At 76.2% G+C, this 13,214-nt stretch carries 12 protein-coding genes; 7 read left to right on the forward strand and 5 right to left on the reverse strand.

Annotation, left to right across the window (positions count from 1 at the left end):
- Window positions 1–64 precede the first annotated feature (64 nt).
- Window positions 65–1,306 carry a metallophosphoesterase gene (locus IE98_RS0132660; protein ID WP_199923004.1) on the reverse strand — a complete coding sequence of 414 codons (1,242 nt, stop codon included), beginning with the start codon at window positions 1,304–1,306 and terminating at the stop codon, window positions 65–67.
- A gap of 726 nt (window positions 1,307–2,032) precedes the next feature.
- Here IE98_RS0132660 and IE98_RS0132670 point away from each other — a divergent pair.
- The gene (locus IE98_RS0132670) at window positions 2,033–2,722 is read left to right on the forward strand and encodes a transglycosylase SLT domain-containing protein (protein WP_052391279.1); all 690 of its coding nucleotides are present in this window, start codon (window positions 2,033–2,035) and stop codon (window positions 2,720–2,722) included.
- Window positions 2,723–2,976: 254 nt separating this feature from the next.
- Complete coding sequence (locus IE98_RS0132675) at window positions 2,977–3,966, forward strand: glycosyltransferase family 2 protein (protein WP_052391280.1); 990 nt, start codon at window positions 2,977–2,979, stop codon at window positions 3,964–3,966.
- 98 nt (window positions 3,967–4,064) lie between these two features.
- On the opposite strand, the gene IE98_RS0132680 is transcribed toward IE98_RS0132675, so the two are convergent.
- Window positions 4,065–4,670, reverse strand: coding sequence for an HIT family protein (locus IE98_RS0132680; protein ID WP_030275306.1), 606 nt, complete (start codon window positions 4,668–4,670; stop codon window positions 4,065–4,067).
- Window positions 4,671–4,752: 82 nt separating this feature from the next.
- Here IE98_RS0132680 and IE98_RS0132685 point away from each other — a divergent pair, with 82 nt between their 5' ends.
- The 3 genes from IE98_RS0132685 (at window position 4,753) to IE98_RS0132695 (ending at window position 9,050) form a co-directional block, all read left to right on the forward strand.
- Entirely contained in the window at window positions 4,753–7,596 is a 2,844-nt protein-coding gene (locus tag IE98_RS0132685) for an FAD-binding and (Fe-S)-binding domain-containing protein (RefSeq protein WP_030275308.1), read from the forward strand.
- Window positions 7,597–7,659: 63 nt separating this feature from the next.
- A complete protein-coding gene (locus IE98_RS0132690) occupies window positions 7,660–8,073 on the forward strand; it encodes a PaaI family thioesterase (protein WP_030275309.1) in 414 nt (137 codons plus the stop codon).
- 89 nt (window positions 8,074–8,162) lie between these two features.
- Window positions 8,163–9,050, forward strand: a complete 888-nt coding sequence (locus tag IE98_RS0132695; protein WP_030275311.1) for an SGNH/GDSL hydrolase family protein — start codon at window positions 8,163–8,165, stop codon at window positions 9,048–9,050.
- Window positions 9,051–9,110: 60 nt separating this feature from the next.
- On the opposite strand, the gene IE98_RS0132700 is transcribed toward IE98_RS0132695, so the two are convergent.
- Both IE98_RS0132700 and IE98_RS0132705 read right to left on the reverse strand, forming a co-directional pair.
- The gene (locus tag IE98_RS0132700; RefSeq protein WP_030275313.1) at window positions 9,111–9,545 is read right to left on the reverse strand and encodes a CBS domain-containing protein; all 435 of its coding nucleotides are present in this window, start codon (window positions 9,543–9,545) and stop codon (window positions 9,111–9,113) included.
- 21 nt (window positions 9,546–9,566) lie between these two features.
- A complete protein-coding gene (locus IE98_RS0132705; protein ID WP_199923005.1) occupies window positions 9,567–10,508 on the reverse strand; it encodes a slipin family protein in 942 nt (313 codons plus the stop codon).
- A gap of 109 nt (window positions 10,509–10,617) precedes the next feature.
- Between IE98_RS0132705 and IE98_RS0132710 the strand changes: the two genes are divergently transcribed.
- Window positions 10,618–11,436: a uracil-DNA glycosylase gene (locus IE98_RS0132710; protein ID WP_030275315.1), complete on the forward strand. Its 819-nt coding sequence runs from the start codon at window positions 10,618–10,620 to the stop codon at window positions 11,434–11,436.
- A 38-nt stretch (window positions 11,437–11,474) separates the two neighbouring features.
- Here the strand turns inward: IE98_RS0132710 and IE98_RS0132715 are convergent, their stop codons facing one another.
- Window positions 11,475–12,335, reverse strand: coding sequence for a CHAD domain-containing protein (locus tag IE98_RS0132715; RefSeq protein ID WP_159401148.1), 861 nt, complete (start codon window positions 12,333–12,335; stop codon window positions 11,475–11,477).
- A gap of 128 nt (window positions 12,336–12,463) precedes the next feature.
- On the opposite strand from IE98_RS0132715, the gene IE98_RS43465 reads away from it, so the two are divergent.
- The gene (locus tag IE98_RS43465; protein ID WP_043175674.1) at window positions 12,464–13,117 is read left to right on the forward strand and encodes a hypothetical protein; all 654 of its coding nucleotides are present in this window, start codon (window positions 12,464–12,466) and stop codon (window positions 13,115–13,117) included.
- Window positions 13,118–13,214: the final 97 nt, after the last annotated feature.

A 13,214-nucleotide genomic window follows, 5' to 3' on the forward strand; every position in this document is an offset into this window, starting at 1 on the left:
CGGAGCGGTCACCTGGCGGGACGGGTAATTCCGGTCCCTGAGACGCGGTGGGTCGGCGGGCGGGTCACGCCTGCCGGGAGGCGAGCGTGACGACGGTGATGTCCGAGGGTGCGCCGACCCGGACGGGCGGGCCCCAGGCGCCGGCGCCGCGGGTGACGTAGAGCTGGGTGTCGCCGTAGCGCTCCAGTCCGGCGACGGTCGGATTGGCCAGGGCGGCCAGGTAGTTGCCGGGCCAGAGCTGGCCGCCGTGGGTGTGTCCGGAGAGCTGCAGGTCGACGCCGCGGCGGACGGCCTCGTGCACGGCGACCGGCTGGTGGGCCATCAGCACGGCGGCGCGGCGGGTGTCCCGCTCGCCGAGCGCCCGGTCGTAGTCGGGGCCCTGGCCCTCGGAGGTGCCGGCGATGTCGTTGACCCCGGCCAGGTCGAAGTGGGCGAGTTCGGTCCGGGCGTTCTCCAGCGGGTGCACGCCGAGCTCGCGGACGAACTCCACCCAGGGGGCGGCGCCGGAGAAGTACTCGTGGTTGCCGGTGACGAAGTAGGCGCCGTCCCGGGCGCGCAGCAGGGCGAGCGGTTCGGCGGCGGGGCCGAGGTCGGCCACCGAGCCGTCGACCAGGTCGCCGACGATGGTGATCAGGTCGGGCTGGGTGCTGTTGATGGTGTCGACGATGCGCCGGGTGTGGGCGCGGCCGAGGATCGGGCCGAGGTGGATGTCGCTGACGACGGCGATCCGGTAGCCGTGGGCCTGCCGGGGCAGCTTGGCGAGCGGGACGGTCACGTGCTTGAGCCGCGGCCCGCGGAGGACCCCGTACGCGCCGTTGCCGACCACGGCCGCGGCGGTGGCCCCGGCGGCGACGGCCACGCCGCGGGCGACCAGCAGCCGGCGCGAGGGGTCGGCCGGCCCGCCGGCCTGCGGTGCGGCCTCCGGTTCCGCCGCGGGTCCGGCGGCGGCCGGGGCGCCGGCGGCGACCGCCACGGCCTCCGGCTGCGGTGCGGGGCGGCGACGGCCCGTGCGCAGCAGCAGCGGCCGGACGGCCTCGCCGACCAGCAGCGCCAGCACCAGGTACAGCAGGACGGCGAGCCAGAGGTAGCCGGGCCAGGCGAGCCAGCGCTCGACGGCCATCGGCAGGGCGCGGCCGCCGACCAGGGCGCCGAGCGAGAGCAGCGGGAGGACGATCAGCAGGCCCGTCCCGGTGCGGCGCCAGGCGCTGCCGGGGGCGGCGACGTCACGCACCGTCCGGCGCCAGACGTACCAGTGGACGAGGGTGAGCAGGGCGACGGCCACCAGCAGGACGAGCGCGATCATCATGCGGACAGTATCCGGGCGGCCGCGGGCGCCCGGGGCTCGGGGTGCCGTCCCGCCCGGCCGGCGGGACGGCACCCTCACGCGGGCCCTCGGCTTCGCGGTGCTGCCGTCCTCGGACGGCCGGCGTTCCGCGACCACCGGCACCACGGGCGGTGCGGCCGCGGCGGTCGGCCGTCACGCGGGCGCCGGACGGCTGTGACCCCCGTCTCCGCCGCGGGCGGCCATCCCTGGGTGACGGGCCGGTGACGCGCCGCCGATCTCGGCGGCCTGCGCCTGTGAAGCCCGGCACACGGCTGCGGCCCGCTACTGCCGCCGATAGTCGTCGCAGGGCCCCGGCCTCGCCGCCGGTCGGCGGCACTCACCCCGGACCGGCCGCCCGGCGGGGCCGATCCCCAGGTCAGCCGAGGTGTCCGGCCCGGTCCGGCGGTCACCGGCAAGGACCGTCTAAGCGTGCCGGGAGCACCCGGAGGAGGGCCGGGCGCTCCCCGCGGTCTACGACCCGGCGTAGTTTCCGAGCTCGTTGCCGCGCTTGTGCGGGTCTGCCAAGAATGTCCCGGTCGCAAGGCAGCGCGGCCCGATTCCGCCGCGCACCCCGCCCGCTCCGGCCCACCGGCCGGGGCGCCCAGGCCGTCCGCACGGCTCCGTGGGCCTGTTCCCCCCGAACACGCTTCGCGATGTCCGTGTGCCCGAAATCGGCCCCCCGACCGATGGAAGAGGTTGTCCCCCTCCATGCAGCTCCCGCTCCCCAAGAACCTGTCGCTGACGCACCGCCCGCACGCCTTCTTCGCGAGCGTGGGCACGCTGACCGTGGCCGGCACGGCGATCCTGGCGCTGGCCCTGCCGCAGGACACCTCCACCGCCGTCGCCGCCGCCCAGGTCGCCGCCGCTCCCGCCGCCACGCAGGCCGCGGCCGCCCCGGCGCAGCCCCAGGGCGACGCCCAGCCGCAGGCCGACGCGCAGGCCAAGGCGGACGCCGATGCGAAGGCCGCCGCGGACGCCAAGGCCGCCGCCGACGCCAAGGCCGCCGCCGACGCCAAGGCCGCCGCCGACGCCAAGGCCGCCGCCGATGCAAAGGCCAAGGCGCAGGCCGCCTCCCGCTCGCAGCAGCGCAGCGCCCTGAAGGCCGCGCCGACCGGCACCCCGCAGCAGATCGCCGCCCAGCTCGTGCCGGCCAACCAGCTGGGCTGCTTCAGCAACATCGTGTTCCACGAGAGCAGCTGGAACGTCCACGCCGTGAACAAGTCCTCCGGCGCGTACGGCCTGGTGCAGGCCCTGCCGGCCTCCAAGCTGGCCTCGGCCGGTGCCGACTGGCGCGACAGCGCCGCCACCCAGATCAAGTGGGGCCTCAACTACATGAACAGCCGGTACGGCAGCCCGTGCGGCGCGTGGGCCTTCTGGCAGGCGCACCACTGGTACTGATGCCGGCATCCCGCCGACCGACGCCGCGGGGCACGTGGAACCGACCACGCGCCCCGCGGCGTCCGTGTTCCACCGGAAATCCGACCCGTCACCGGACGCGGCACTCCCCGCGACCCGGGGTGACTGATTATGGCCATTCTGCATTGGAGACGTGAAGATGTCGGGTGCGATCGATCGACTCTGCCCGCATTTGGAGCGATTGGGTCCGCTTAGGGACATTGCGGGGGCCTGTAGACCTCTTTAGCCTCCCCGCCATGGCTACCCTCATCTCCGTCGTGCTCCCCGCCCACGACCGGAACGGCCAGCTGAAGGAGTGCCTCGACGCACTGCTCGCCCAGTCGTTCCGCGACTTCGAGGTCGTCCTCGTCGTCGACACCTCGCCGGACTGCTCCGAGCGCCTCGCCGACGCCTACGGCCTGCGCGACCCCCGGGTCACCGTGCTGCGGCTGAACGCGGCGGTCGGGATCGGCCGCGCCCGCAACGCCGGCGCCGCCCGCGCCACCGGCGACTACCTGCTCTTCCTCGACAGCGACCACCTGCTCGACGAGGACGCCTTCGCCGCGCTCGCCGAGCGGCTGGAGCAGACCGGCGAGGTGGACGTCCTCCAGTTCGGCCACAGCCGGTTCTACCGCGACAAGGTGTGGCCCGGCGGCGCCGAGCGGGTGCTCGCCGAGGCCGGGCCCGAGGTCACCACGGCCGCCGAGCGGCCCGCCCTGCTCGGCACCCCGCCGCTGGTCTGGGACCGCCTGCTGCGCCGCGGCACCGCGCCCGCCTTCCCCGACGGCCACTACGACGAGGTCCCGGTGGTGCACGCCGCGATGCTGGCCGCCCGCCGGGTCGCCGTGCTGCCTCGCGAGTGCGTCACCATCCGCCGCCGGCACACCCTGAACCCGATCGGTTCGCCCGGTGCCAGCCAGTTCGACCTGTTCGACCAGTACGCCCGCAGCTTCGAGCTGCTCGCCGCCTCCCCGGACGCCGCCGCGCTGTGGCCGCAGCTGTTCACCCGGATGGTCCGGCACTACCTCTTCGTCTTCGACCTCGCGGGCTGCGTGGACCGCGGCGAGCGGCCGCAGTTCTTCCAGCGCGCCTCCGAGCACTACCGCGGCTACCAGCCGGAGGGCTACCGGCGGCCGGACGGCCGCGAGGGCGTCAAGTTCTCGCTGCTCTCCGGCGGCGCCTACGCCGCCTTCGAGGTCGCCAAGCTGTCGCACATCGCCCGCGGAGCCGTGACCGGCCGCCGGTAGGAGCCGTACGCCGAGGCGCTCGGGTGGTCACACCGGGGACGCGTGGGGCGGCACGTGCCCCACGGGGTGGATCCTCCGCCCCTCGCGATGCACCCGCCTCAGACGTGCGCGGTGCCGCCGTCGGCCGCCATCGCCGCGGCGATCCGCCGGCCGGTCCCGCGCCACTCCTCGGCGGGCACCTTCGGCAGCAGGTCGTCCCAGACCGGGAGCAGGCTGCCGCGCAGCTGCATCATCCCGGCGGGCCGGGCGATCAGCCAGACGTGCAGGTGGGCGGCGCCGTCGCCCCACTTGTTCTGGTGCACCCGGGCGATCCCGCCGAGCGACATCACGGCCCGCTCCACCCGCTGCAGCATCGGGCCGAGCTCGGCCGCCCGCTCCGCCGGCAGGTCGGCGAGGTCGTGGTGGGCGCGCGGCTGCAGCAGCACGATCGCCGGGACGGCGGCCGGCTCGTCCGGGCCGGAGAGCCGCCAGTGCTCGTCCGTCCACAGGAAGTCCCCGTCGGGCCGGCCGCACTGGCTGCAGTCCGCGGGCCCGTCCTCGCCGTCCCGGGGCGGCTCGGGCAGTTCGGGCGCCTTCAGCGCCTTGACCGTGATGTCGCCCTCGAACGGGAAGATGTCCCAACCCGGCATGCCGTCCGCGGGGAAGGGCACGGACTCGCCGATCGGCAGCCGGGCGAGGTACGGGTTCGCATGATCGTCGCTCATGGGCCGAGTCTGCCGGATGACACCCCGTCACCCCACGGCCGGGGTCGGCAGCGCGGGCCCGCCGGTTTGCAATGATCGCCCCATGGCCACCGGACTGGAACGCGCCCTGACCGCCGCCCTGCGGGGCGAGGTGCGCTTCGGCACCGCCGAACGCGCCGTCTACGGCCACGACGCGTCCAACTACCGGCACGTGCCGCGCGGTGTGGTCAAGCCTGCCGACCTGGACGACGTCCGGGCCGCCGTCGCACTCTGCCGCGAGTTCGGCGTGCCGGTGGTACCGCGCGGCTCGGGCACCAGCATCGGCGGCCAGGCGATCGGCCCCGGGGCGGTCGTGCTGGACTTCCGCCGCCGGCTGGGGCGGGTGCTCGCGGTCGACCCGGACGCCCGCACCGCCCGCGTCGAGCCCGGCACCGTCCTGGACGACCTGCAGCGGGCCGCCCGCCCGTACGGGCTGCGCTTCGGCCCGGACCCGTCCACGCACAGCCGCTGCACCCTCGGCGGCATGATCGGCAACAACGCCTGCGGCTCGCACTCGGTGGCGTGGGGCCGCACCTCGGACAACGTGCACGCCCTCGACGTGCTGCTCGCCGACGGCACCGAGTTCACCGCCGCCGGGCCGCTGGACGCCGCCGCCCGCGCCGCGCTGCGCGAACTGCCCGGCCGCGAGGGCGCCCTGCACCGCGCCCTGCAGGACCTCGCCGGCGGCCACCTGGCCCTGCTGCGGCAGGCCATGCCCGCGCTGCCCCGGCGAGGCTCCGGCTACCCGCTCGACGCCCTGCTGCCCGAGCAGGGCTACGACCTGGCCCGGGCCCTCACCGGCACCCTGGGCAGCTGCGCCGTGCTGCTCGGCGCGACCGTCCGACTGGTGCCCGACCCTCCGGCCCGCGCCCTGGTGGTCACCGGCCACCCCGACGAGAGCGCCGCCGCCGACGCCGTGCCCGCCCTGCTGCCGCTGGGCCCGCTCACCGTCGAGGGGATGTCCGCCGACCTGGTCGCCGCCCTGCTCGCGGCCGGCCGCCGCCCGGCCGCGCTCGACCGGCTGCCCGAGGGCGGCTGCTGGCTCTTCCTGGAGACCGGCGGCGACACCCCGGCCGCCGCCCGGGACGCCGCGCGGGCCCTCACCGACGCCGTCCGGCGCACCGGCGGCGCCACCGCCGTGGTGGTCACCGACCCCGCCGAGCAGCGTGCCCTCTGGCGCATCCGGGAGACCGGCGCGGGCATCGTCACCCGCCTCCCCGACGGCGGCGAGGCCTGGCCCGGCTGGGAGGACTCCGCCGTCCCCGTCGAGCACCTCGGCGACTACCTGCGCGCGCTGCGCGGTCTGCTCGCCCGGCACCGGCTGCGCGGCGTCCCGTACGGGCACTTCGGCGAGGGCTGCGTCCACCTGCGGCTGGACTTCCCGCTCACCGAACCCGCCCGGCTGCCCGCCTTCCGGTCCTTCCTGGAGGAGGCCGCGGACCTGTGCGTCTCGTACGGCGGCTCGCTCTCCGGCGAGCACGGCGACGGCCAGGCCCGGGCCGAGCTGCTGCCCCGGATGTACCCGCCGGAGGTCCTGGAGCTGTTCCGCCGCTTCAAGGGCGTCTGGGACCCGGACGGTCTGCTCAACCCCGGCGTGCTGGTCGGCCCCCGGCCGCTCGACGCCGACCTGCGCTTCCCCGGCCGGGACCTGCCGGTCACCCTGCCGCTCGCGGAGGACGGCGGCAGCCTGCTGAAGGCCGTGCACCGCTGCGTCGGCGTCGCCGCCTGCACGGACACCTCCACCGGGGTGATGTGCCCGAGCTACATGGCCACCGGCGAGGAGCGGCACTCCACCCGCGGCCGGGCCCGGCTGCTCGCCGAGATGCTGCGCGGCGAACTCGTCACCGACGGCTGGCGCTCGGAGGAGGTCCGCGAGGCGCTCGACCTCTGCCTCGGCTGCAAGGGCTGCGCGAGCGACTGCCCGGTCCATGTCGACATGGCGACCTACAAGGCCGAGTTCCTGCACCGGCACTACCGGTGGCGGCCGCGCCCGGCCTCCCACCTCGCGCTCGGCTGGCTGCCGCTCTGGCTGCGCGGCGCCGCCCTCGCCCCGCGGCTCGCCGACCGGCTGCTGCGCTCCGGGCCCGGCGGCGCCGCCCTCAAGCGGCTCGGCGGGATCGACCCCCGGCGCGCCCTGCCCGCACTGCCGGAACAGACCTTCACCGCCTGGTTCCGCGACTGGCGGGCCGCGCATCCCGTCCGGCCCGGGGCGCAGCCGGTGCTGCTCTGGCCGGACAGCATGGCGGAGCTGCTCGACCCGGAGCCCGCCCGCGCCGCCGTGGAGGTGCTGGAGCACCTGGGCTTCGAGGTGCGGCTGCCCTCCGGCCCGGTCTGCTGCGGGCTCACCCTGCTCTCCACCGGCCAACTCGGCCTCGCCCGGCGGGTGATGCGGCGCAGCCTGCGGGCCGTCCCGCCCGGGCTGCCGGTGGTCGGCCTGGAGCCGAGCTGCACCGCGGCGCTGCGCGAGGAGCTGCCCCGCCTGCTCGGCCCAGAGGCCGGCGAACTGCCGTCCCGGGTCCGGACGTTCGCCGAGTTCCTGGACGGCAGCGGGGTCGCGCTGCCTCGGCTGGAGGCTGACGCGGTCACCCAGGTGCACTGCCACCAGCACGCCGTCCTCGGCACCGCGGCCGACCGGAGCGTGGAACGGCGGATGGGGGTGCGCAACGAGGTGCTGGACTCCGGCTGCTGCGGCCTGGCCGGCAACTTCGGCATGGAGCGCGGGCACTGGGAGGTGTCGGTGGCGGCGGCGGAGCGGGTGCTGCTGCCGGCGGTGCGCGGGGCCGCCCCGGAGACGGTGGTGCTCGCCGACGGCCTGAGCTGCCGCACCCAGATCGCCCAACTCGCGGACGGGCGCCGGGCCGTCCACCTGGCGGAGCTGGTCCGGCGGGCGATCCGCGAGGCGCGGTAGCCGGGTCCGGAACACCGGTGCACGGTCGTGGCGCGGGCGGCGGGGCGCCGCCACAATGACACGGTGACGATCTCCACCGCCGAGGCGGACACCATCCTCGCCGACCACTTCGCTCCCTGGGTGCAGGCGCTCAAGCTCTCCGTCACCGAGACCGGTGACCGGCACGCCGTGCTCCGGCTGCCCTGGTCGGACGAACTCACCCGCGAGGGCGGCGGCCTGAGCGGCCAGGCGCTGATGGCGGCCGCCGACACGGCGACCGTGGTCGCCGTCTCCGCGGCCCGCGGCGGCTTCGGCCCGATGACCACGATCCAGCAGTCGACCACCTTCCAGCGCGCGGTGGTCGGCGCGGACGTCCTGGTGACCGCCCGGATCACCAAGCTGGGCCGCCGGCTCGCCTTCGTGGACGTGGTGATGACGGCCGAGGGCGAGGAGGAGCCGGCCGCGCACGCCAGCACCGTCTACGCCTTCCCCGGCTGATCACGTCCGACCCCTACTCACCGGGCCTACCGCGCAGTAGCCTCACCGGGCCGCACCCCACTGCGGCCCCCACCACCCCTGGAGGCCCGATGCGCTCACCCCTGCCCGGAGGCGTCAGACTCGCCGTCGCCGCAGCCCTGTTCACCGCCACCGCGCTCGGCCTGACGGCCGCTCCGGCCGCCGCGGCCGAGCACCGCCCCGTCCCCGCCGACGTGCCGCGCTGGTACCTGGCCCTCGGCGACTCGCTCGCCGCCGGCTACCAGACCACCCCGGACGGCGGCCGGGTGGTCGGCCGCGGCTACGCCCAGGACATCGCCCGGGTGCTGGGCGAGCGGGCCGCCGCCCGCCACCGCCCGTTCGACTTCACCGACCTGGGCTGCCCGGGCGAGACCACCGGCACCATGGCGAACGGCGGCTGCCCCTGGCCGCACCCCTGGACGGACTCCCAACTCGCCGCCGCCGAACGCTTCCTGCGCGAGCACCGGAAGGACCGGGTGCTGGTGACGATCGACATCGGCGCCAACGACGTGAACCGCTGCGCGAGCGGCGGCACCATCGACCTGCCGTGCGCCCTGCAGGGCATCGCCACCGCGGGCCGCGGCCTGTCCGACATCCTCGGCCGGCTGCAGGCGGCGGCCGGACCGCGCACCCGGATCGTCGGCATGAACCTCTACGACCCCTTCCTCGCCGCCTGGTTGACCGGCGAGCAGGGCAGGGCGACCGCCGCGATGTCACTGCCGCTCTCGCACGCGCTGAACGCCGCGATCGGCATCGCCGACGCGGCGCACGGGGTGCCGACGGCGGACGTCGCCCGGGCCTTCGACACCGACGAGCTGCGCCCGGTGCCCTTCAACGGCACCCGGGTGCCGCTGAACGTGGCCCGCATCATGCAGTGGACCAACATGGCGCGCGGCGACATCCACGCCAACGACGCCGGCTACCAGGTGATCGCCGACACCTTCCTGGCCCGGCTCTGAGCAGCGGCCGGCCGGGCGGCACCCCCACCGCCCGGCCGGCCCGCGCGACCCGCGGTCCCGCTACTGCGGCCCCTCCTCGGCGCAGATGGTGGTGACGAACTCGGCGACCCGCTCCTGCGGCATGTGCCGGGCGATGTCCGCCTCGCTGATCATGCCGACCAGCTTGTGGTCGGGGTGGTTGATCACCGGCAGGCGGCGGACGAGGTGCTGCTCCATGACCCGCAGGACCTGTTCGGCGTCCTCGTCCTCCTCGATCACCATGGGCCGCCCGACGGCGAGGTCGACGGCCCTGACCTTCGTCGGGTCGAGACCGTCGGCGACGCACTTCAGCACGATGTCCCGGTCGGTGAGGATGCCCAGCAGCTTCTGGTTCTCACCGCAGATCGGCAGCGCGCCGACCCCGCGGTCCTTCATGATCCTGGCCGCGTCGGCCAGCGTTTCGAACTCCCCCACGCACTCGGCGCCCGGGTGCATGATCTCTCCGGCTGTCGTCATGGTCAGGCCTCCCGCCGTGCCTCAGACCCCCGTCCCTCCATCGTGGTCCCGGCTCCGCGGGGCCGCCACCTCGGGCCGCGAGCCGTTCACCGCGTCGCCGGGGTCCTCCAGCGGGTCACGGGCCAACACCTCGTCCAGCGCCGGGAGATCGGGCAGCTCCAGCTGTTCGGGGCCGGGCGCGGCGGCCGGCTCGGGGGCCGGCGCCGGCTTCTCGGTGACGCTGTCGAGGAAACGGAGCAGCTCCACCGGGAAGGGCAGCACCAGCGTGGAGTTCTTCTCCGCGGCGACCTCCACCACGGTCTGCAGCAGCCGCAGTTGGAGTGCCGCCGGGGTGGCGCTCATGATCGCGGCCGCCTCCGAGAGCCGGGCCGAGGCCTGGTACTCGCCGTCCGCGGTGATGATCCGCGCCCGGCGCTCCCGTTCCGCCTCCGCCTGCCGCGACATCGAGCGCTTCATCGACTCCGGCAGGGCGACGTCCTTGATCTCCACCCGGTCGATCTCGATGCCCCAGCCCAGCGCCGGGCTGTCGAGCATCAGCTCCAGGCCCTGGTTCAGCGGCTCGCGGTTGGCCAGCAGCTCGTCCAGTTCGCTCTTGCCGATGATCGACCGGAGCGAGGTCTGGGCGACCTGGGAGATCGCGAAGTTGTAGTCCTGCACGTTGACGGTGGCCTTCACCGGGTCGACGACCCGGTAGTAGACGACGGCGTCGACCCGGACGGTCACGTTGTCGCGGGTGATGCCCTCCTGTGCGGGGATCGGCATCGTGACGATCTGCACGTTCACCCGCTTCAGCCGGTCGGCGATCGGCATGAGCCAGGCCAGGCCCGGGTCCCGCACGTCCTCCAGCACCCGGCCGAACCTGAACACCACACCCCGCTGGTACTGCTGCACCACCCGGATGCTCACCCCGGCCCACACGGCAAGGACGATCAGCGCGCCCAGAATCGCGTCGAGAATGATCATTGCGTCACCTCGGGCACACGCAGGGACCCCGCTCTCCACGCTACTCCGATGTCCACCGGCCGCCCGGCTCCGGCCCTCCGGCCCGCCCGCAGCGCCTACGATCTCGGGCATGGAGCCGCCCTCACCGCCGCCCTCCGGCGCCCCGGACCGCCGCCGGCCGACGCCGCTCCCCGCGGCCCCGGACCCGCAGGCCCCGGACCATCCGGCCGCCGCGGCCGCCGCGAGCCGAGGCCTCGCCGACCTGGACGCGACGGTCACCCACTGCCGGGCCTGCCCGCGGCTGGTCGCCTGGCGCGAGGAGGCCGCCCGGACGAAGCGGCGCGCCTACCTGCAGGACGAGTACTGGGCCCGGCCGATCCCCGGCTTCGGGCCGGCCGACGCCGCCCTGGTGATCGTCGGGCTCGCCCCGGCCGCGCACGGCGCCAACCGGACCGGCCGGATCTTCACCGGCGACCCGTCCGGCGACCTGCTGTACGCCGCCCTGCACGAGCTCGGGCTGGCCTCGCAGCCGCACTCCACCTGGCGGGACGACGGGATGGAGCTGTACGGGGTGCGGATCACCGACCCGGTGCGGTGCTGCCCGCCGGAGAACCGGCCGACCCGGGAGGAGCGGGACACCTGCCGGCCCTGGATCGCCCGCGAGTTCGACTACCTGCGGCCGACCGTCCGCGCGGTGGTCGCCCTCGGCGGGTTCGCCTGGGAGGCCGTCCTGCCCGCCCTCGCCGCCGCCGGCCGGACGGTTCCCCGCCCCCGGCCGGTCTTCGGGCACGGCGCCCGCGCCACCCTGCCGGCGGCGGACGGCGGCCCGCCGCTGGAGCTCTTCGGCTGCTACCACGTGAGCCCCCGCAACACGTACACCGGCCGCCTCACCCCGGCGATGGTCCGCGACCTCCTGGCGACGGCCGCGGGCACGGCCGGCCTGCTCTGACCCGGCCGGGACGCCCGCGGCCGCGCGAGCGGAGCCGTTCAGAAGGCCGCCGGCTCGCCCGCCCTGCGCCAGACCTCCGGGAGGCGGGCCCGGTCGGCGGCCGCGGCCGCGAGCTGGCGGTCGTAGAGGACGCCGTAGGCGAAGGCGTGCTGCGGGTCCGCCGCGGCGAGGGCGTGCAGGGTGCGGCCGGCGAGGACGGCGTCCTGGTGGGTGCCGAGGAGGTCCTGGAGGTCCTTCATCCGGCGGGTGAACCGCTCGGCGGCCGGGCCGGCCGGCTCGCCGGCGTAGCGGGCGCGCTTGGCGGCCTTTCGGGCCTCGTGCAGGGCGGCGGCGGCCTCGCCGGGTGCGGCACCGCCGGCCCGCTCGATCCGGCGGGCGGTGCGGCGCTGCTGGCGGCGGGCGACCCGGGCCAGCTCGCTCGCCGCGGGGCGGTCGGCGCGGGCGGTGAAGCGCGGTTCGGCGACCAGGCCGCGCAGGGCGGCGAGCAGCGCGGGGAAGCCCGGTCCGTCCAGGGCGGCGAGCGCCTCGGGACGGGCGTCGGCGGTGCGCTCGGCGGCCCAGGCGGCGAGGGCGGCGGCGACCTCGTCCGGCCGGCAGTCCTCGGGCAGGGTGCGGGCCTCGGCGGTGAGCCGCTCGGCGAGGACCTCGGTGTCCCGGGCGGCGCCGAGGGCCGCGGCGAGGTCCTTGAGCGCGGTGACGAGGGCGGTGGTGTCGGCACCGATCAGCGGCCGGTAGGCCTGCAGGGTGCTGCGCAGCCGGCGGCAGGTGACCCGCATCCGGTGGACGGCGTCCGGTTCGTCGGCGCGGACGGCCGCCGCGAGGCCGGCGAGGGTCCCGGTCTGCCCGGCGATCCAGGCGCCGAGGACCGTGCCGGCGGTGGGCTCGGCTCCGTGCGGCACGCTGACCACCCTCTTCCCGGGGTGTCCAGGGTATGCCCGCGGGGGCGCGGAGCGGGCCTCCCTGACGCCGCGTCACCCGCCCGGACGCTTACACCGTCCTGATCCACGACCTGGCATACTCGCTGTCCATGACCGAGAGCCGGGCGACGAGGGTTCTGCGGGCCGCGGTGTTCACCGCCCTCGCGGTGCCGCTCGCTGCCCTGGGCCAGGTCGTGCTGACGGGTCGGCCGCTGCCGCTGACGCTGGTCCTGGCGTGCACCGCGGCCGTGTTCCTGGTGGCCGTGGCGCTGGACGGCGCGCGGCACGGCCTCGGGCGGCTGACGGCGGTGATGGTCCCCGTCGAGCTGCTGCTGAACACCGCGTTCAACCTGGGTCAGGACGGCTGCACGACGGTCGCCGCCCGGTCGCACGGGGTGGATCTGCTGGTCTGCGGCGGCGGTTCGGTGGACGGCAGTCCGATGCTGTCCGGTCTCGCCGGGCAGTCCGCCGGTTCGCTGCGGCTGCTGGTGCTGCTGGCGCACCTGGCGCTGGCGCTCGCCGCGGCGCTGTGGCTGCGCCTGGGCGCGGCCGCGATCGGCGGTGCGGCACAGGTGCTGCGCACGCTGCGGGCGGTGGCCGGGACGGTCGCCTGGCGCCTGCTGTCGGTCCTCGCGCCGCTGCCGGCCTGCCCGGCCGAGCTGGCGCCCTCGCCGGACGCGCGGGAGCCGCTGCCCCGCCCGGAGTCCGTCGTTCCCTCGCCGGCGCCGCGCCGCGGCCCGCCGGTGTTCGCGCTCGCCCGCTGACGGCACTGCCGCCGGGCGGGCGGGCCCCGCGTGCCTTCCCCCTTCTCTTTTCTCCGGTGCACCGCTGCGCGGCCGCGCGGCCCGGTGGTGCGCCCGT

The organism is Streptomyces sp. NRRL B-24484 (assembly GCF_000717715.1).
Classification (GTDB): Bacteria; Actinomycetota; Actinomycetes; order Streptomycetales; family Streptomycetaceae; genus Kitasatospora.